The sequence below is a fragment of the Dasania marina DSM 21967 genome (assembly GCF_000373485.1).
GTDB lineage: Bacteria > Pseudomonadota > Gammaproteobacteria > Pseudomonadales > Dasaniaceae > Dasania > Dasania marina.
Map to the genome: position 1 here is coordinate 516,946 of NZ_KB891576.1, position 19,093 is coordinate 536,038.

The following is a 19,093-nucleotide window of genomic DNA, read 5'->3' on the forward strand; positions in this document are numbered from 1 at the left end:
ACTTACACTGCAACAGAAATTTCTGCGACACCTAACCGTTCTATTTCTAAGCGCACATGCACGCTGGGTTTTAAGGCCTCGGCCGCAGTAGCGGCTCCTGCTAACACTATCCAGCCACTCTCTAACACCATACCTGCAGCCGCGGCCAAACGCGCAGCCGCCACTAACGAGCGATAAGGGTTACCCATAATCGCCGCCGACGAGCCTATTTGTACCGGCTCGCCATCAAAGCTCATGGCCATACCTAAATTACTTAAATCACAATCGGGGCTTTGCCATGCGCCTATCACCACACCCGATGATGAAGAGTTATCGGCCACTACATCTTGCAAAGAAAACTTAAAATTTTCATAGCGCGAATCAATAATCTCCATGGCCGGCGCCACCGCTTCTACTGCGGCCATCGCTTCCAATAAGCTCACTTCGCCACTCAGCGGGCGCTTTAAACGAAAAGCAATTTCTGGCTCTATTCTGGGGTGCACATAATTTTTTAAATTAAGCTCCGCGCCCTCTTCCAATAACATGGTATTGGTTAGGCGACCCCAAATTAAATCGTCTACTCCCATTTGAATCATTTTTGCACGGCTGGTAAAACCCATTTTTATACCGATTAAGCGCTCGCCACGCTCTAAGCGTCTGGCTATAGATTGCGCCTGTACTTGATAGGCCTCATCCAAACTCAGAGGGTAACCATTTTCGGATAACTGGCTAATGGCCTGCGCATTGTTAGCGGCGCTATCAACTATTTCTGCTACTACTGCTATATCTATCATTGTATAAACTGCCCTATTTATTCCTGTGCGAATGCCGCTCTAACTGAACCCAAGCCGGATATTCTCGCTTCAAAAACATCACCCGCCTGCACCGTCACCATAGGCCCTAACGCGCCGGTTAATAATATATCTCCCGCCTTTAAGGGCGAGCCATTGCTAACCATGGTTTTAGCCAGCCACACAGCTGCATTTAAAGGATGGCCTAAACAAGCCAAACCCGCCCCTACCGAAACTTGCTCACCGCGGCGTTCCATCATCATGCCGCATAAACGCAAATCTAAGTCTTGTAATTTTTTAGGCTCATTACCCAATACAAATAAACCGGAAGAGGCATTATCGGCAATAGTATCGACGATATTGATATCCCAATTAGCAATACGACTACCGACTATCTCTATCGCCGGCAAGGCATAGGCTACCGCCGAAATCACATCCACCACGGTAGGATTTTCTACGTTAATATCACGGCCTAATACCAGTGCCACTTCGGCCTCTACCTTGGGTTGCAACACCGCATCCATGGCAATTTTTTCGCCATCGGCTATGGCCATATCGGCATACAACATGCCGAAGTCGGGCTGATCGACCCCTAGCTGTGCTTGCACAGACTTAGAGGTTAAACCAATTTTGCAGCCCACTACGCGCCTACCCTGAGTCTGCCAATGCTCGGCATTCAGTTTTTGCACTGCGTAAGCCGAGGCTAAATCTAACTCAGGTAAAAGATCGCGTACTGGCGCACAGGTTTCACCTTTTTCATAGGCAGACCTAATTCGTAATGCTGCTGTCTTTATATTTTCTTGCGTCACAATTATTTCCGTTTCTTTAGTCTAATTTGATACAAATATTCATAGGCTCAGAATAAAAACTGAGCGAGTGTGCACCACCTTCACGGCCTATGCCCGATAACTTCACGCCACCAAAGGGCGTGCGCAAGTCACGTAGATACCAAGTGTTAACCCACACGATGCCGGTTTCCATTTGCGGGGCTACGCGATGCGCTCTTTGTAAGTTAGTAGTCCAAACCGTTGCCGCCAAACCATATTCGCTATCGTTAGCCATGGCCACGGCTTCTGCTTCGGTATCGAAAGGCGCGATATGGCAGATAGGGCCAAACACTTCTTCTTTTATACAGCGGGCCGTTTCCGGTAGGCCGGTAATAATCGTGGGCTGCACAAACGCCCCTTGGTCGCGGGCATCACCAAAGATAGGCACACCACCGCCGGTAATCACGGTGGCACCTTCGTCTTTGGCTAATTGATAATAGGACAACACTTTTTGTTGATGCTTATGGGAGATTAATGGCCCCATATCGGTGCTAGCATCTTGCGGCCAATCGATACGTAGCGCTTCAGCTTTTTCTTTTAGGGCGGCAACAAATTTGTCAAAGATAGGGCGCTGCACATAAACCCGCTCGGTACACAGGCAAACTTGACCACCGTTAGTAAATACCGATTTAGCGGTGCCGGCGACTGCCGCCTCAAAATCGGCATCGTCAAAAATAATCGCGGCGTTTTTGCCTCCCAACTCAAAGGATAAGGATTTCACATTATCCGCCGCCGCTTTCATAATCGCACTACCAGTACCCGACTCGCCGGTAAAGGTTATCGCATCTATGCCGCTGTGCTGGCTTAAAAATTCACCCGCCGAGTTAGGGCCAAAACCGTGTACTAAATTAAAGGCACCGGCAGGCACCCCCGCTTCGTGCATTACTTCCGCTAATAAAGTGGCGGTAGCTGGGGTATCTTCCGAGGGCTTGGCGATAACGGCATTGCCCACCGCCATGGCCGGTGCCAGCTTCCAGGTTAATAATAGTAAGGGTAGGTTCCAGGGGGCGATAACCGCCACTACACCTAGCGGCTTATTCACCGAGTAATTTAAGGCTTGCTGGCCATCGGCGGTATCGGTTTTAAAACACTCCCCCGAACGCGCCTTGGCTAGGTCGGCAAATACGCGAAAGTTAGCCGCACCGCGGGGTATATCGATATTACTAGCCTGCCACAGCGACTTGCCGGTATCGGCCATCTCTGCCGCCACAAACTCATCAAAGCGGGCCTCTATACCATCGGCCACTTTGTGCATAAGCGCACTGCGCGCATTATCACTAAGCTGGCCCCACTCGCCGGTTAAGGCAGCTTTGGCTGCCACTACCGCCTCATCGACCAATCCTAAGGTTGCTTCAGAGACGCGGTTAATTTCACTGCCATCTACCGGATTAATATTGGCAAAGTGCCGGCCAGAATCGACAAAGCGACCGCCTATGTAATTTTGTAACACGCCACCTAGGTGCGGGATTTGCTGTTTATTGCTTACTGACATACTGTGCCTATATTGCTAATTCTAGGGCTAGCACGGTGATGGCTGGCCTGTGTAACCGTGTTGCCACGGAGGAATTGAACAAACTCTAAGCCAGATACCCATAATGTAAAAATAGTTTTTTATAGATTTGATATATACTTTTTTATATATCTCTGCATAAACATAAAAAACACTTAAATATATTGAATAAGCGGTTGCTATAACTTTTAAATTATACTTAAATCGGTCAAATTATAAGCTGATAAGTCGCCGAGCAGCAGCTAACCTTCCTCTACAGAGATTCTAAAGAGATCCGCCATGACCCCCGACAGCCTAGAAAGACACTTCGTTTCTCGCTTAAAAATCAAGCACTTACGCTTGCTAGTCACGGTAGGCGAGCAAAAAAATATCTTTAAAGCGGCGCAAATCATGAATATGGCGCAGCCTGCCGCGACCAAGACCATACGCAATATAGAGACCGCCTTGGATATGTCGTTATTTGACCGTTCTTCGCGAGGGGTCTCCCCCACCCCCTATGGCGAAGTCATCATCAAACACGCCAAGCTAATACTGTCGCAAATAAAGCATGTCAGCGAAGAGCTAATATCCATACAAGAGGGTATCTCCGGCAAGGTCAGCATAGGCACACTACTAGCCGCCAGCCCCACCCTGCTGCCCAAAAGCCTAGCCACCTTAAAGCGGGAACGCGGCAATATTTCAATTTCAGTGATAGAGGGCACCAATGATATGCTGTTGCCCAGTTTGGAAATGGGCGACATAGACATAGTGGTAGGCCGCCTGCCCGAAATACAAGAGAACGAACGCTTAAAATCAGAAGTGCTGTACTACGAGCCCATAGCCATCGTTGCCCGCAAAGACCACCCACTAAGCAAAAAAGAAAAACTATCGCTAAAAGATTTAGTGAACGAGCAATGGATACTGCCCTCAGAAGGCACCACCCTGCGCCGGGAAATTGATAATGCCTTTCACAAAGAAGGCCTTAACGTGCCGCAAAACTGCATAGAGTGCGTGTCTATATTAACCAACCGCACCTTGTTATTAGAAACGGATATGGTCGCCGCCATGCCCTACCAAGTGATACGCAGTTATGAGGATATGGGGCTACTCACCCAGCTGCCCATTAAAATACAGGCGGCACTGGGGCCGGTAGGTTTTACCGTACGTGCCAATATCGAACTAACTCCTGCAGCCAATTATTTTTTAACTATTTTAAAAAGTACCGCACAACAATTAGAAGACGACAAAGACATCACTCACTAAAGGCCTATTATGACTCAAACTGCGAACCTACCCTTTAACGCAATCGTCGCCGAAGAAATTGACGGAAAACCCCGCTCCGCACTCATAAGCATTAGCCTTAACGAGCTACCCGACGAAGACGTGCTGGTGCAAGTCGCCTACTCCACCCTCAATTATAAAGATGGCTTAGCGGTATCCGGCAAAGGCCGCATCTGCCGCAGCCTGCCCTTGATTTGCGGCATAGACTTGGCCGGCACCGTCGTAGAATCAAAAAATTCAAGCTTTAAAGCCGGCGATAAAGTACTGGTAAACGGCTTTGGCTTATCCGAAATACACAACGGCGGCTACAGCCAATTTCAACGTCTAAAAGCCGAGTGGCTGGTGCGCGTGCCTGCGGCCTTTACCCTAGAACAAAGCATGGCCCTAGGCACCGCCGGTTATACCGCCATGCTCTGCGTGCAAGCCATACAAGATCACGGCATCAAACCTGAACATGGACCAATACTCGTCACCGGCGCCGCTGGCGGCGTAGGCTCGGTGGCCATTAGCCTACTCAGCAAACTGGGGTACTCGGTGACAGCCGTTACCGGCCGTGTAGAAAACAGTAGTGAATTTTTAACAGCGCTAGGTGCCAGTAGTATTCTTAGCCGCGCCGAATTTGTCCGCGACTGTAAACCGCTGGAACGCGAAACTTGGGCCGCTGCCATAGACACCGTAGGCGATAAATTACTGGCCACGGTACTCAGCCAAATAAAGTATGAAGGCCTAGTAGCGGCCTGTGGCTTAGCGGGCGGCATCAACCTACCCACCACGGTTATGCCCTTTATTTTACGCGGGGTAACCTTGCGCGGCATAGATTCAGTCATGGCCTCACAACCACGCAGGCAACGGGCCTGGGATACACTGGCACAATTAACTGATATTGCCGCGCTAGAAAAAATTTACCGCATAGAGCCTATGTCAAAGCTGCCTGAATTAGCCCAGCAAATTATCGCCGGTGAAATTCAAGGCCGCATTGTTATAGATGTAAACCAATAAACCCCAATAAAACTACAGAGGGAGATAACATGAGCTGGACTGTTTACTTATCCGGAGAGATACACAGCGATTGGCGCGAGCAAATTATTGCTGGTGCCGAAAAACTACAACTACCCATTACCTTTACCTCCGCCGTTACCGACCACGATAGCAGCGATGCCGCCGGTGACCACCTAGGCAAAACCGACAGCAACTTTTGGCGCGATCATCAATCCGCCAAAGTGAATGCCATACGCATTAAAAACCTTATTGAGCAGGCCGATATTGCCGTCATCCGTTTTGGCGATAAATACAAACAGTGGAACACCGCCTTTGATGCCGGTTATTGCGCCGCCTTGGGCACGCCCTATATCACTCTGCACAGCGAAGATATTATTCACCCCTTAAAAGAAGTGAATGCCGCTGCGCAGGCTTGGGCGCAAACACCCGCGCAAGTAGTAGAGATTTTACGCTACAGTACCATCCAATAAATCATTAAGCACAATAAGGACGGCTTATGCACACGTTTATATCACTATCGTTAAGCTTACTGCTGCTAGCTAGCAACGCCGTGAGCCAAACACAAAATAAAGATTACGAACGGCAAAAAATTAACGAGAAAAAATTAAAAACGGTATTAGCACAGCAAAGTGATGCCGTAAAAGCGCGCTATACCTATAGACACCCTTTTGAAACGCTGATGTTTTTTGGCATTAAACCCGGTATGACTGTTGTCGAAGTGTTACCCTATAGCGGTTGGTATAGCAAAATATTAGCCGCTTACCTGGGTAAAGAAGGGCATATTATTGCCGCAGATTACCAGCCAGCACTATGGCAGCACTTTTCATGGGCAGATGCGGAATATATACAACAGCGCCAACAAGACACCTTAGAGTTTACCAACAGGATTACGCAATGGCAGCCGCTTAACACCCCTAAAGCCAGTGCTTATACCTTTGACGCTATGCCGGCAAACTTATCCAATAGCGTCGATGCAGTATTGTTTATACGCGCCCTGCACAACCTTGCCCGCTTTAACGCCGAGTTTCACTACCTAGATCAAGCGTTCAGTGAATCCTACCGCATACTCAAACCCGGCGGCATAGTGGGTATAGTGCAACACGAAACATCACAGGCGAATGCCGATGGCGGCAATGGTTATTTAAACCGCATGCAAGTGATACGGACTATGGAAAAAGCCGGCTTTACCCTGCAGGCGGAAAGCAATATTAACAGCAATCCCAAAGACCAACCCTCGGCCAATGAGGAAGTTTGGCGTTTACCGCCCAGCTTAGACGTAAAGGATGAGGCCTTACGGCAGCGTTACCTGGCGATAGGGGAATCTAATCGTATGACATTGTTGTTTAAAAAATAACTCACTAAATTTTATTTTAAAATAACGGCTAATATAGATACAAAAATAGTCTAGCCCCTTTATCAAGCGGGGCTACAGTTTTACCTTTCATCAGGCCTTGCCCATGTCCTCACCTAAACCTTCATCGGCCAACAAACCCGGCATGCTGGCAAAGATTCGCCCACTATTATCGCTAAGCGATCATAAGCGCCCTTGGGGCGCCCATGTAACGGTCGCTTTGGCTGTAGGGCTACCGGTAATTATAGGCGCTTGGTTTGATAATTTTGCAATAGGTAGCGCGGCAAGCATAGGTGGCTTAGCCAGCCTCTATCTACGGCAAACACCGCTATCACATCGAATGATCACCATGGCGCTGGTAAGCTTTGGCTTCTGCGCCAGTTTTACTCTGTCTCTGCTAGCGGGATTCAACCCGTGGACAATAGTAGCAGCACTAGGCTTTGTGGCCTTCTGGGCAACCTTTATCAGTCGCTATTTTGCAGTGCCGCCGCCAGGTAGTTTCTTTTTTATCACGGTGGCCTGTATAGCCAGCGCAATACCGTTTGATCTCTCTTTATTACCGCAGCGAGCAGGCCTGCTACTATTTGGCTGTATGGGCGCAAGCGTACTGACCTTGTCGTACAGCCTTTTACAATTGCTGAGCGGCCACACCAGTGGCATACACTCAGCTGAGCCCACCGAACCCAGAGTCGTCGCCATTTTATTGGAGTCAGCGACTATTGCGGTTTTTATTGCGGCCAGTTATCTATTAGCGCTGTGGCTGGGCTTCGACAAGCCCTACTGGGCACCTATCTCTTGTGCCGCCATTCTGCAAGGCGCGAGCTTTCGTGCTATTCGCCATCGCAATATACATAGAATTATGGGCACCGCGATAGGTTTGGGGCTAACCTGGGGACTGTTCTCGCTAAGCCCAGGGCCATGGACATTAGCGCTGTCAATTATCGTACTGATTTTTATCATCGAACTATTGGTAACCCGCAATTATGGTTTCGCCGTTATTTTTATAACCCCGCTCACCATTATTTTAGCCGAATCGGAAAGCGCATCATTGCACATAAACCAATTAGTACTACAGCGCATGACTGATGTAATACTGGGCTGCTCGGTTGGCTATGTAGGCGGCTGGTTTTTGTATCACCAAAAAGCCTACCGCCTCCTAGAGCAGCATTTACTGCACTTGTTTGAAAAATAATTCATCGTGCGTCGCAAGCCACGCCTTTTTCTAGTTTTTTCCCCAAGCTTGCTTAAAGTTTAAAGCTCCCGTAACACTACTGCCGGAGGCACTGATATCACTTTTCGACAAGCATAAACACCAAAGCCGCCAACGGTAACAGCACTAAGCAAAGGCACAAAAAACCAAAGATAAAAATGAAACGTTACCGACTGCTTAAAAACTAGTGTTTGCAAAGCGATTAACAAGGCCTCACCGCCAATCACTGCTAGTAAACCTGCAAACAATCCCAAGACAGAAAACTCTACCCAAAGGCTTCCCATAATTAAACGTTTGCCACTGCCTAAAGCTCGTAACAAACCAGTCTCTTGTAAGCGCGTGTAAATGCTGGCGTTAACAGCCGCAGCCAACACAAAAAAACCACCCACTAACACCAGCCATAAAATTAACTCTATTACCCGGCTAACTTGTTCAACAATACTTCTTATGCGCTCAATAATCCGATCAGCTTCGATCACCACAATAGTCGGGTAATCTCTAAGTAATTGGTTGAGTATGGTTTTTTTATCGCTAGGTATATACAAGCTAGTCATAAAATTAGGGGTAAATTGATTAAGCGCACCCGGCGAAAATAAAAAATAGAAGTTAGGCCGCATGCTCTCCCAATCTAAAGTTCTAATGCTGGCAACCTCTGCCTGCAACTTTAAACCCCCTATGCTAAAGCTTATTTTATCACCTAGTGTCAGCTGCATATCTTCGGCTACACTCTGCTCAACCGAAACACCCGCTAAACCCGATTGCGTGGGGCTTTGCCAGGCATCCCACCACTGCCCCTTTATTAATTTATTATCTGCAGAAAGACTCTCAGCCCAGCTTAAATTTAACTCCCGCTGTAAGGCATTGACTTCACTACGTAGCTGCTCACTAATAGGCTCATTATTCACTTCGGCTATGCGCCCCAAAACCATAGGGTAAAACGGTTCTAGCTTAAATGACTGCTGTTTAAAAAAATGTTCTATCTGTTCACGATCCTGCATAGAGACATTGACAATAAAATGATTAGGCGCATCAGCAGGGAGCTGCAACCGCCACTCATCAATCAAACTGGTACGTAAAGTTACTATCACCATCAGCAACATAAACGCACAGGCAAAGACAATAATCTGGGTTACACTTTGACCTTTATGCCTTTCTAAACTAGCCAAGGCCAAGCGCCAAATACTCCCGGCCTTCATGCCTAACTTGCGGCCCGTTTTAAGAAAAACTACCGACATCACTGCAGAAGTACTGATTAAAACCGCCAAACCTGCAACAACGGCCAAGGTCAACGTGATACTGCGACTATAAGCAAATACGAGTAATACGATGGCGCACAAGCCGGCTAAACCACGAGCCCATAACTGAACTGTGTTCACAGGCATCTCGCGCCTCAGCACCTTCAATGGCGAAACTGTCGGTAAATGCCAAAGGGGCGGCAACGCAAAAAACAATAAACAAATAAAACCGGTAGAAACGCCGGTAGCATAACTCCATAGATTGGCCTCTAACAACTCCACCTTAAATAAGCTGATAATCGAAGAGGCGATAATTTCTTGCAGTACATTGCCAATAAATAAACCAATCACCGAAGCAATAATAGCCAACGCAGCCATTTGCATAAAATAAAGTTTTCTAATCTTCCAGGCGCTAGCACCTAAGCTTTTTAACAAGGCAACTTGATCAACATGGCGTTCAGAAAACTGCTGGGCAGAAATAGCAATGGCAACACTGGCTAACAACATCGCAATCATGCCTGCTAGTAATAAAAAATTACCGCCTCTATCTAGAGTAGAATTTATATTCTGCTGTGAATCACGAACATTGCGCAATCGATAATGCTCACCCAACAAGGGCAACAGTTCTTTTTCAAAGTCTGCGATATCTTGAGCCTCGCCAGCCAACAACCACCGATAGCTAATACGGCTGCCGGGAAGAACAACCTCGGTAGCAGCTAGGTCAGCAACATTCATCAACACCCGCGGCCCCATCACCGAAAAACCACTGGTTTGATCGGGTTCTCGAACAACAACGCTTGTTACTCGAAAATCAGATTCACCTACCGCCAAGAAATCGCCTAGCTGAATACCCAATAAGGCTAATAACCTTGAGTCCACCCAAACTTCACCCTGAGCAGGCACCTTATCAGTAACCACCACGTCCTCGTTACTGGCGAATGCTGTTGCGCTAACCTCCAAACGGCCTCTTAGGGGGTATTTTTCACTCACGGCTTTAACCGCAGCCAGATGCATTTCATCGCCCGCAAAAACCATGGAACTAAATGAAACCACCTTTGCCTGCTGTAAACCATATTGCTCAGGCATAGCGAGCCAAGCTGAAGGAATATCAAAGCGGCCACTAACCACTCGGTCTGCAGCCAGAAAGCTATTGCTCTGGCGCTCTAGCGATAACTCCATACGGTTAGCAAAAACAGTTATGGCCGTTACCACTGCCACAGCCAAAATCAGCGCTCCAGAAAGAATCTTTACCTCGCCGCCACGCCAATTGCGCAGTAATAAACGCATAGCAAGCATCTACACGTTCTCCGTAGCAGTATCAACGGATAAGCTAGAACTAACGACACGCCCTGCATCTAGTTGCAGCGTATACTGGCAGCGCTGTGCCAAGCGCTGTTCATGAGTTACTAGTACCAAGGTGGTATCATTCAGCTCGTTTAAACCAAATAATAAATCAATCACCTTGGCACCCGTTACGCTATCCAAATTACCCGTTGGTTCATCGGCAAATAACACTTTAGGCTCGCTGGCAAACGCTCGTGCAATAGCTACACGCTGCTGCTCTCCGCCCGATAATTGCTTAGGGTTATGATGCAAGCGATGCGACAAACCGACACGCTGCAAATACATTTCGGCCTTCTCTTTTGCATCCGCTACCCCGTGCAGCTCTAATGGCATCATCACGTTTTCCAAGGCATTTAAGCCCGGCAATAACTGGAATGACTGAAAAACAAAGCCCACTGATGTTGCCCGTACTCTGGCACGCCCCTCTTCATTCATAGTAGACAAGTTATTCCCCGCCAAAATAACCTCACCCGAGGTTGGCACATCAAGCCCCGCCAGAATACCCAGCAATGTTGATTTACCTGAACCCGAGGCTCCCACAATCGCTAAACTATCACCTTTATTTAACGCCAATGACACTTGAGATAAAATAGTTAATTCGCCATCGAGTGTCGGGACGGATTTAGTTAACTGACGTGCTGCTAATATCATGTTCTTTATGCCGTGTTTTATGGGTAATTAGTTACAAGCCGATATGATTGAATGGCCACTATAAAAGAATATTATCTAGACACTGCTAGCCAAAAAACGTTCATAAAACATCTTTTATAAAACATCGTTCGATAAATACTGACTCATCCGATAAGATACCTATAGTGCACCGGAAGATATTAGCATTTTCGCAACTAAATAACTTTTTATCTATTAGCTCTATTAACAATACGAGTACATTTTTTGGATATTAAATCAGCATCATCAAAATCAACTTTGGCATTTATATTGATAATCGCTGGGCTGGTAACAAGCCTTGCCCACGCAAACGATGACAAGCAGCCAACCTTGCTAGTGTTAGGTGATAGCCTGAGCGCCGGCTATGGCTTCGATGCCAGTAAAGGCTGGGTACAATTACTACAGCAACGCATCACTAAAGAACATTTAGCCTATCGCGTTGTTAATGGCAGCGTTAGTGGCAACACCACGGGGGATGGCTTAACTCGGCTACCGGCCCTAATAAAGCGCCATCAACCGGCTATTATCATTATAGCCTTGGGGGCTAATGATGGCTTGCGAGGCTACTCAATAAAAAGCATGCAAAAGAATCTCGTTGCCATTATTAAAAAATCTAGAGAATCTGGCGCCAAAACACTCATCACTCATATGGAAATACCGCCAAACTATGGTCGGCGCTATACCGAAAAATTTAAAAATAGCTTTGCCACAATCGCCGCACAAGAAAACGTGAACACCTTGCCATTTTTTCTTTACCAGCTGGTAAGCAATCCACAATTAATGCTAGCCGACGGCATACATCCTAACGCCAAGGCACAAGACCTTATTCTTGAAACACTGTGGCCGTCAATAAGAGAGCTTTTGTAAAGCCTGATCAAGGTGATCGAGGGGGAAGAGTCATTGAAAAACTAACCTCAACTAATAACCTTCGCTCTACTCACCACAAAACCGACTACGACCCCTCGGGAGGTTTATATGAACACCATCAACCCAAAAAAATTACTTAACAGTAAGTGGACAGCCGTTAAACCTACGAACAAAGAAAAACACTTCATCGTGACTGAAGTTGAATACGATGAAAATGGTACTGTTATTGTTTGTGCTATCGAAGCTGTCATGTCAAAACGACCTTTTCCTATAAATTGGCATGATTTAAAAAATGACGATGTTTGGCTGCATGGCTGGAAACAATAGCGCTGTTAAAAAAGTAACCACCACTAATAACACCCTCCCCCACAACAAAACCAACTACGAAGCACCCAAACTCCCCCTGGAAGTCGCCGAGCAACGGAGATTTTTAACGGGACGACCGTTAATTGTGAGTAGCGCAGGCTTACTTATAAATAAAAGGCGCGTAGCCGACGACGACAAATTGGCAGGATAGCCAATTTGCACAGCAGAAAGTGCTGCCTTTAGGTGAGGCACATGGATGTGCCGAATGAAGTAGGGGTGCCCTTTGGGGTTAAGGGGCCTTTGATTCAAAAATGCTATTGCATTTTTTCACCCTTCGGGCGCCTTTAGAAAAAAGGCGTTAGCATGCCCCGCGAAGCGCTTTGGGTACCAAATTGCGGTGCAATTTGTGGGCACGCAAAGGCCCCTTAACGCCCGGCAAGGCGAAACAAATGCCAAGGAATAAATCTATAAACAAGAAGAAACAAAATCCCATGGATTCCGGCCTGCGTCGGAAGAGCCTACCCCATAAGCAAAGCGAGAGCCTTGGGTATAACTAAGCAAGACTGGCCCATAGATGCCGGATCAAGTCCGGCAAGACTAATAGCACCAAAAGGCTAACAATTACTTATTCCAATGGGTTTTATTTTCCTTACCCGTACGTCTAGCCCGCGCTTCAGCCAATACACAAAACTGCTCAAAGGCGATACCCGCAGCCAAACAGGCCGACATACCGGTGGGGTCGTAAGGCGGGCTTAGCTCCATTAGATCTGCACCCACTACGTCCATGCCTCTGGTGCCGCGTATGATGTCGCGTACTTCTATACCGCTTAAACCAAAAGGCTCGGGCAAGGTGGTGCCGGGCATGCAGCTGCAGTCAAACACATCGGTATCTATAGACAGGTACACAGGGCTATCGCCTATGACTTTTTTGACCTGTTCCATCACCCAAGGAACGCCTTTTTCTTGTACATCGTCGGCATAGATAACTGTCATACCTGATTTGTGTGAGAAGTCAGCACGGGGTACACCGCGGCCGCGTAGGCCTATTTGTATAGTTTTTTCGGGGTCAATAAAACCATCTACCGCCGCTACCTGAAACAAGGTGGCATCGGATACGCGGGTGCCGCCAAAGTTGGTGGCGGTATCGGCGTGGGCATCTAAATGGATTAGCGCTAAAGGCTCAGCACCATTATTCGATAAGCCTTTTAAGATGGGATAGGTGCAAGTGTGCTCGCCGCCTATGGTTAAAGGCACGACATTATTGGCCTTAAAATCTAGGTACACTTTTTCAAAAGCATTAAGCCACGACGCTAAGTTATAGGCATCTTCTTTGGGCTCTATGTCGCCGTAGTCAATGACATTACAAATTTCAAAGGGGCATATTTTGGTGGCGTAATGCACCATGTTTCTATCCAGCGACCAATAGCGTACCGCCTCTGGCCCTTTGCGGGTACCGGGGCGCGGGTTGGGCACACCTAAATCACAGGGCGTGCCTACTAAGGCAATATCCACACCGCTTAAATCGCGAGAGTGCGGCGCCCTAAACATACCTAGAGTATTAAAGTTATTACTAACCGTCTCTACCCCTTCCGCTATGGTGCGCTCAAAAAAAGGCACAAAGGCGGGATCGGCATTTTCATACAGGCTTTTATTGGATAACGCTTGCAGCGCTAGTAAACGCTCTTGCGGCATAGGCTTATTGGCAGACATGCTTAACTCCTCAGTCACACGGTGGATTAGGGCTAGGGTTGTAACTCACAAACAATCACTAACTCATTGCATAGTAGCGCGTTGTTTAGCAATAAATAATCAACTTAAACTGACAACAAACAAGAGAAAAACTAGCCAATAATACCGCCAATCGCCTAGCTCCCCTCGCCTCTTGCAAGAGTATGTGCAAGCCTTGTTATTGCAGGAAGACCAGGAAATCAGTGTCATTAAGAAGTAACCATAACTAATAACACCCCCCCGTCCCCACCACAAAGACCAACTACGAAGCACCCATATTCCCCTTGGAAGTCGCCGAGCAACGGAGAAAAATAACGGCGCGAAGCAGCGAGCACTGTCCGAGCAAAAAACGATTGAGTATCGTTTTTTGTGAGTTGCGCAGCCGCCGTTACTTTTTTGAGTAGCACAGGGTATCGGCGTAGCCGACGGCGGACTAGGGGTGCCCTTTTCTTTGGTTAGCTTTCTTTTGGGCAAACAAAAGAAAGTAACCCGCCCAGCAGGGCGGAAAAGATGCCAAGTACAACCCCATAAATAGGAGCATCAAAAAACCATGGATTCCGGCGTTCGCCGGAAGGGCCTGCCCCATGAGCAAAGCGAGTGCCTTGGGTATGACCAAGATCAGATTGACCCATGAATTCCAAATCAAGTCCGACAGAGCCTGCCCCATAAGCAAAGCGAATGCCCTGGGTAAGACGGAGTCAAACCTAATCCAACACCACCCCCGCCTCTCGCAAAATCTCCTGCAAGCCTTGCAACTGCGGATACCGCCGCCAACGCTGCAACGAACTTTGATACATTTTTTGCCTCACCTGCACCGAGCTAGCCGTGGCCACCCCACTATCACTACGGTGAAAATCCAAGCAAGCTGGCTGCCAAGGCAATTCACAAAAGGCCAATAGCTTTTTGCTTTCCTGCTCTTGATGCTGCACTAGCTGTTCGTAGTGTAGGTTGTAAATACGCTGGGGCATTAGGGTTTGCCAGTGCTGCATGAGGTCGTGGTATAGCAGATAAAAATGCGCGGTATCTTCTAGGTTATAGGAGTAAGAATACATAGCGCCAAACAGCTGTTTAAAATTACTCCAGCAGGTATCCATGGGGTTGCGTTGTACATGAATAAATTTTGCTTTGGGCAAAGCTTTGGCGATTAAGCCTAGGTATAAAAAGTTTAAGGGCAGCTTATCGGTAAAGCGTGCAGTGTTGCCGGTGCGCGGCCTGGTGCTTGCTATATAGTGCTTACCCAACTCACTGGCATCTAAAGCCTGCGCCGCGTTAATTGCCGCTGGGCTTAATACACTGTCGGGATTCACCGACGCCGCCTGTGGGTTTAGCAAGGCAGTGATGGCCATAGGGAATTGGCGCAACTCACCGGCCGCGAACACCTCACTATGGGCGCCTATGATGCGCTCCACCAAGGTGGTGCCGGTGCGTGGCATGCCTATGATAAAAATAGGCTCGGCATTGTCATAGCCCGCAGCCGTTTCAAGGTTTGAGCTGCTGTGTTTGATAGCGGAAAATAATTGCTCTGTGGCCGCTCTATCATAGGGCAAGACTTTGCGGCGCATGGCCGCGCCTAATTGAAAGTGCTGGTAGGCCTGTGGCCACTGCGCCAAGTCTTCATGCTGTTTGGCTAGGGCATAGTGTAAGTAGCAGCTATCCATGGCGGCTAGTTTTGCGTTTTTATTTCGACCTGACTGCTGCGCTAACTGCAGCTCTAATTCGGCTTGCATATTGTCTTCAGGTTGAACGCTAAGCAAGCCGCTCAAACTCCACAGCGCTTTACTAAAGTTAGGTTTAATTGCGATGGCAGCGCGCAAGTGTTGCGCCGCTGCACTTAACTCACCGCACACTCTTTCAGTGCTGGCGAGGTTATATAAAAACTGGGGGTTATTGGGCTGCTGCTCACAGGCTTTAGCAAATAAGGGCAACGCTAGTGCGTGTTCATCCAAGGTGGACAGCACCACCCCCAAGATATCCTGCGACCAGGCATCCTTAACTCCCAGCGTGAGAGTTTTCTCAGCCTCTAACAAGGCCTGGCTAAAATTACCTAGCTTTAATAATAGGGCGCAACGTTGAGCGCGGTAATGCACACAGTTGGGTGCTAGTAATAAAGCTCGGGCGATTATTTGCAGGGCATCGCTAGTGCGATCTAGGCGTTGGTAAATGAGCGATAATAAAAACCAGGCATTATCAAACTGCGGGCATTGCGTTAGTAAAGCCTCCGCCAGTTGCTGCGCTTCGCTAATGCGGCCAGCTAGCATGGCCTGTTCGGCCTGCTGGTATTGGCGTTTATGGCGATGGCTAATCGTTATAGTGCTATTTTGTTGATCACTCATAGTCTACTTTTTATCAGTGTTTGCCTGAGCATTAATCACTTAAGCATAGAAGCAAAACAGGGCAATAACAGCCAGTAAATCATTACCGCTATTATTGCCCTGTAGCAGCATGGGCTATTGCTAGCACACGCTTGTTTTAACAGCCTAAGCTAGGCGCTTAGAAATCGTACGATAAAGCTATGCCTACCGTGCGAGGACGGGTTAGGTAGTAAAAACCACCCTGATCACCGTAACGCTCAAAGCTGCGAATACCGGTGTAGGCGTATTCGTTAGTGATGTTATCGGCAAACAAACGTGCACTCCATTGGTCACCACGCAGGGTTAGGCTGGCGTTGGTAATCATGTGGCTGTCTAAGGTTTCGTTATCGCGGTTAACGCTAGCACCTATGCTGGGGTCTAGTTGATTGATTTGGTTGTCATTCAACTGTGAGTCCATTTTAGCTTTGTAGAAGCTGTCGACATGAGCGGTTAGCTCGTAGCCGCTATCCAGCAACCAAAAATAATCTACCGCTAAGGCGTAAGTGGTTTTGGGTATGCCGGGTAGCTTATCGCCTTTTTGGCCATCTATCTCTGGCGTGCTAACGGTATCTTCGGTTAGCTCGGCATCGGTAAAGGCGGCGTTAAAGGTAATGGTTAGGTCGTCAGTGGGTAGCGCTTTAACTTCTAGCTCTACACCTTGTGAGCGAGCATCGTCACCGTTAATAGTTACCGGTATACCACCTTCCGGGGTTACTGTGCTCAGCTGCACACCTTCCCACTCTATGTAGTACAGCGCACCATTGACTTGCAGGCGACTCTCTAACCACTCGCTCTTGGCACCCAATTCCCAGTTAGTCACAGTATCAGGGTCGTAGCTTTTATAGCTAGCCGGGAAGTCTACTTGGCCACCGGCAGGAATACCGTTAGCACCACCGCGGCGGAAACCTTCGGCCCAGGTGAAGTAAACCATCTTGTCATCATCGAGATCATAAGAGGTGTTTAACTTGAAGAAGGTATCGCTATTATCGCCACCGCCCACTGAGCAGTGATCGGCCTGGTTAATAGGCAAGGCGCTACCGGCCCAACCGGGTTCACCGATTTCAGCAAAATACACGGGGAACACTATGCAAGTATCGGTATCGGTTTTTAAATCGAAGCTGCGCACACCGGCGGTAATTTGCCAGGCTTCAGAGGCGTGGTAAGTCACTTCACCAAATACCGCTTTTTCAGTAATGTCTTCGTTATAGCTTTCGTTATATTCCAACTCATCGGGGCGGTCTATGCCTGCCCATGCGGGGTAACCCGGCACATATTCTTGCGCTAAGTAGTCGTGGCTTTCGTTAGAGTAATAAACCCCCACTACCCAATCGATATCGCCATCACCGTTAGAGGTTAAACGCAATTCTTGGGTAAAGGCATCGCGCTCGTCATAGGTGGGGGCGATGGCTGAAAACTCGGGATAGTCTAGGTAAAAATCTAAGCCTAGGCCTACGGTGAGTAAGTCGGTTTGATCTCTTTCATCTTGCTCAGTAATTTCATAGTAAGAGCTGGATGAGCTTAGGCTGGCAAAATCTAATTCCCAGTTAACTTCTAAGGTGTATAGGTCGCTGTCGCGCTCTAATACTTCTTTATAACGAGTGCCTGAGCTGTACTTGTCACCGGTAAAGTCAGGGGTAACCGCTTGGCGGCCGCCTACGTATTGATCCTGCATAAAGTACGTGGCTGTGATGTCTAGGTCGGCAGTGGGTGCCCACAACATGGCAACGCGGGCAAAGTTGGTGCGCTCGTTGTCTACGTCTTCAGCGGCGCCGGCAATAATATAGTCGGCATCGACAAAACCTTGTTGATCAACATGACCGCCCACAATGCGTAAGGCTAGCCTATCATCTAATAAAGGCAGGTTAAGCATAAAGTCGGTATCGCTGCTAATGCCGTCGCTTTCTTCAGTGCTAGATAAGGTGGTGTTCACTTTCGCGGCAAACTCGGCGGTGTCGGGCTTGTTAAGCACATAGCGTATGGTACCGCCCATGGCGCCAGCACCGTATAAGGTACCCTGTGGCCCACGCAACACTTCTATGCGCTCTAGGTCTTTCATTTTCATGTCTAGCAGTAAGGGGGTATCGCCTACATAGGTAGATACCGTGCCGCCGTAGCCGCCGCCATCATTGGCGCTAAGGCCATCTACTGATAAGCCGCGTATGGCCATGGGGCTAACATTACGAGCACCTGAATCGACACGGGTAATACCGGGCACGGTGCGTACGAATTTTTCTAAGCCCACGATGCCATTACTGCTAAGCTCATTGCCGCTGGTTACTGATAGGTTAATGGGCACGTCTTGGGCGCTGGCCGACCGTTTGGTGGCTGTTACCATCACTTCTTCTAACATGGATGCTGCCATAAGCTCGCTAGCTGGCATAGCCGCAGCGACTGCAAAGGCTAAGGTCTTGAGCCTAAACGCTGTTGATTGTTTATTCATTGTTTGTCCCCGATTTTGTAATGGCTTAGTTTGCAAGTGCTTAGCTGTTATTAGCGCGCTAGGGCTAGGTTTAGGGCACTTGCAAAGTGGCAGGCATATTAGCAAAGTAAAAAAACAGTCAAGGCTGAATCACTGGCCAAAATGGGGTTTAAATTCTGAACAGGGCGGCAAAACCAAATTCACTGCGCCAGCCCTTGCTAAATCACAGATTACTAGGGCACCGGTT

Annotated in this window: 15 protein-coding genes; 7 read left to right on the forward strand and 8 right to left on the reverse strand. The window is 48.0% G+C overall.

What is annotated here, in order from left to right:
- Positions 1-2 precede the first annotated feature (2 nt).
- Genes B067_RS0106885 through B067_RS0106895 form a run of 3 tightly spaced genes read right to left on the reverse strand, consistent with a single transcriptional unit; the run spans position 3 to position 3,089 of the window.
- Positions 3-773, reverse strand: a complete 771-nt coding sequence (locus B067_RS0106885; RefSeq protein ID WP_019529340.1) for a 2-keto-4-pentenoate hydratase — start codon at positions 771-773, stop codon at positions 3-5.
- 17 nt (positions 774-790) lie between these two features.
- On the reverse strand, positions 791-1,579 hold the full coding sequence (gene mhpD, locus B067_RS0106890; RefSeq protein ID WP_019529341.1) for a 2-keto-4-pentenoate hydratase: 789 nt from the start codon (positions 1,577-1,579) through the stop codon (positions 791-793).
- Positions 1,580-1,595: 16 nt separating this feature from the next.
- Positions 1,596-3,089: a 2-hydroxymuconic semialdehyde dehydrogenase gene (locus tag B067_RS0106895; RefSeq protein ID WP_019529342.1), complete on the reverse strand. Its 1,494-nt coding sequence runs from the start codon at positions 3,087-3,089 to the stop codon at positions 1,596-1,598.
- 297 nt (positions 3,090-3,386) lie between these two features.
- Between B067_RS0106895 and B067_RS0106900 the strand changes: the two genes are divergently transcribed.
- From B067_RS0106900 to B067_RS0106920, 5 genes are all read left to right on the forward strand, one after another.
- The gene (locus B067_RS0106900) at positions 3,387-4,349 is read left to right on the forward strand and encodes a LysR substrate-binding domain-containing protein (protein WP_019529343.1); all 963 of its coding nucleotides are present in this window, start codon (positions 3,387-3,389) and stop codon (positions 4,347-4,349) included.
- A 9-nt stretch (positions 4,350-4,358) separates the two neighbouring features.
- Positions 4,359-5,366, forward strand: a complete 1,008-nt coding sequence (locus B067_RS0106905; protein ID WP_019529344.1) for an MDR family oxidoreductase — start codon at positions 4,359-4,361, stop codon at positions 5,364-5,366.
- Between the two features lie 29 nt (positions 5,367-5,395).
- Entirely contained in the window at positions 5,396-5,836 is a 441-nt protein-coding gene (locus tag B067_RS0106910) for a YtoQ family protein (RefSeq protein WP_019529345.1), read from the forward strand.
- A 26-nt stretch (positions 5,837-5,862) separates the two neighbouring features.
- Positions 5,863-6,720 carry a class I SAM-dependent methyltransferase gene (locus tag B067_RS0106915; RefSeq protein ID WP_019529346.1) on the forward strand — a complete coding sequence of 286 codons (858 nt, stop codon included), beginning with the start codon at positions 5,863-5,865 and terminating at the stop codon, positions 6,718-6,720.
- A 103-nt stretch (positions 6,721-6,823) separates the two neighbouring features.
- On the forward strand, positions 6,824-7,909 hold the full coding sequence (locus tag B067_RS0106920; protein ID WP_019529347.1) for an FUSC family protein: 1,086 nt from the start codon (positions 6,824-6,826) through the stop codon (positions 7,907-7,909).
- Positions 7,910-7,968: 59 nt separating this feature from the next.
- Here B067_RS0106920 and B067_RS0106925 read toward each other — a convergent pair whose 3' ends face one another.
- Together B067_RS0106925 and B067_RS0106930 are read right to left on the reverse strand one after the other, a co-directional pair.
- Positions 7,969-10,449, reverse strand: a complete 2,481-nt coding sequence (locus B067_RS0106925) for an ABC transporter permease (RefSeq protein ID WP_240472832.1) — start codon at positions 10,447-10,449, stop codon at positions 7,969-7,971.
- Between the two features lie 9 nt (positions 10,450-10,458).
- The gene (locus B067_RS0106930) at positions 10,459-11,157 is read right to left on the reverse strand and encodes an ABC transporter ATP-binding protein (RefSeq protein WP_019529349.1); all 699 of its coding nucleotides are present in this window, start codon (positions 11,155-11,157) and stop codon (positions 10,459-10,461) included.
- Positions 11,158-11,511: 354 nt separating this feature from the next.
- Here B067_RS0106930 and B067_RS0106935 point away from each other — a divergent pair, with 354 nt between their 5' ends.
- Positions 11,512-12,042 carry an arylesterase gene (locus B067_RS0106935; RefSeq protein WP_240472840.1) on the forward strand — a complete coding sequence of 177 codons (531 nt, stop codon included), beginning with the start codon at positions 11,512-11,514 and terminating at the stop codon, positions 12,040-12,042.
- Between the two features lie 108 nt (positions 12,043-12,150).
- Positions 12,151-12,369 (forward strand): TIGR02450 family Trp-rich protein, encoded by a 219-nt coding sequence (locus tag B067_RS0106940; RefSeq protein ID WP_019529351.1) that lies wholly within the window; start codon positions 12,151-12,153, stop codon positions 12,367-12,369.
- A 600-nt stretch (positions 12,370-12,969) separates the two neighbouring features.
- On the opposite strand, the gene B067_RS19845 is transcribed toward B067_RS0106940, so the two are convergent.
- The 3 genes from B067_RS19845 to B067_RS0106965 all read right to left on the reverse strand — a co-directional run bounded on the left by B067_RS19845 (position 12,970) and on the right by B067_RS0106965 (position 18,867).
- Entirely contained in the window at positions 12,970-14,058 is a 1,089-nt protein-coding gene (locus tag B067_RS19845; RefSeq protein WP_019529353.1) for an arginase family protein, read from the reverse strand.
- A 722-nt stretch (positions 14,059-14,780) separates the two neighbouring features.
- Positions 14,781-16,409 carry a tetratricopeptide repeat-containing sulfotransferase family protein gene (locus tag B067_RS19850; RefSeq protein WP_019529355.1) on the reverse strand — a complete coding sequence of 543 codons (1,629 nt, stop codon included), beginning with the start codon at positions 16,407-16,409 and terminating at the stop codon, positions 14,781-14,783.
- A gap of 157 nt (positions 16,410-16,566) precedes the next feature.
- A complete protein-coding gene (locus B067_RS0106965) occupies positions 16,567-18,867 on the reverse strand; it encodes a TonB-dependent receptor (RefSeq protein ID WP_083921373.1) in 2,301 nt (766 codons plus the stop codon).
- Between the last annotated feature and the right edge of the window lie 226 nt (positions 18,868-19,093).

Bases quoted from the DNA above. Each gene is read 5' to 3' on its own strand.
- B067_RS0106940 (WP_019529351.1), top strand. From the start codon at position 12,151: ATGAACACCATCAACCCAAAAAAATTACTTAACAGTAAGTGGACAGCC.
- B067_RS0106915 (WP_019529346.1), top strand. From the start codon at position 5,863: ATGCACACGTTTATATCACTATCGTTAAGCTTACTGCTGCTAGCTAGC.
- B067_RS0106900 (WP_019529343.1), top strand. From the start codon at position 3,387: ATGACCCCCGACAGCCTAGAAAGACACTTCGTTTCTCGCTTAAAAATC.
- B067_RS0106910 (WP_019529345.1), top strand. From the start codon at position 5,396: ATGAGCTGGACTGTTTACTTATCCGGAGAGATACACAGCGATTGGCGC.
- B067_RS0106885 (WP_019529340.1), bottom strand. From the start codon at position 773: ATGATAGATATAGCAGTAGTAGCAGAAATAGTTGATAGCGCCGCTAAC.
- B067_RS0106930 (WP_019529349.1), bottom strand. From the start codon at position 11,157: ATGATATTAGCAGCACGTCAGTTAACTAAATCCGTCCCGACACTCGAT.
- B067_RS0106895 (WP_019529342.1), bottom strand. From the start codon at position 3,089: ATGTCAGTAAGCAATAAACAGCAAATCCCGCACCTAGGTGGCGTGTTA.
- B067_RS0106920 (WP_019529347.1), top strand. From the start codon at position 6,824: ATGTCCTCACCTAAACCTTCATCGGCCAACAAACCCGGCATGCTGGCA.
- B067_RS0106905 (WP_019529344.1), top strand. From the start codon at position 4,359: ATGACTCAAACTGCGAACCTACCCTTTAACGCAATCGTCGCCGAAGAA.
- B067_RS19845 (WP_019529353.1), bottom strand. From the start codon at position 14,058: ATGTCTGCCAATAAGCCTATGCCGCAAGAGCGTTTACTAGCGCTGCAA.
- B067_RS0106925 (WP_240472832.1), bottom strand. From the start codon at position 10,449: ATGCGTTTATTACTGCGCAATTGGCGTGGCGGCGAGGTAAAGATTCTT.
- B067_RS19850 (WP_019529355.1), bottom strand. From the start codon at position 16,409: ATGAGTGATCAACAAAATAGCACTATAACGATTAGCCATCGCCATAAA.
- B067_RS0106965 (WP_083921373.1), bottom strand. From the start codon at position 18,867: ATGAATAAACAATCAACAGCGTTTAGGCTCAAGACCTTAGCCTTTGCA.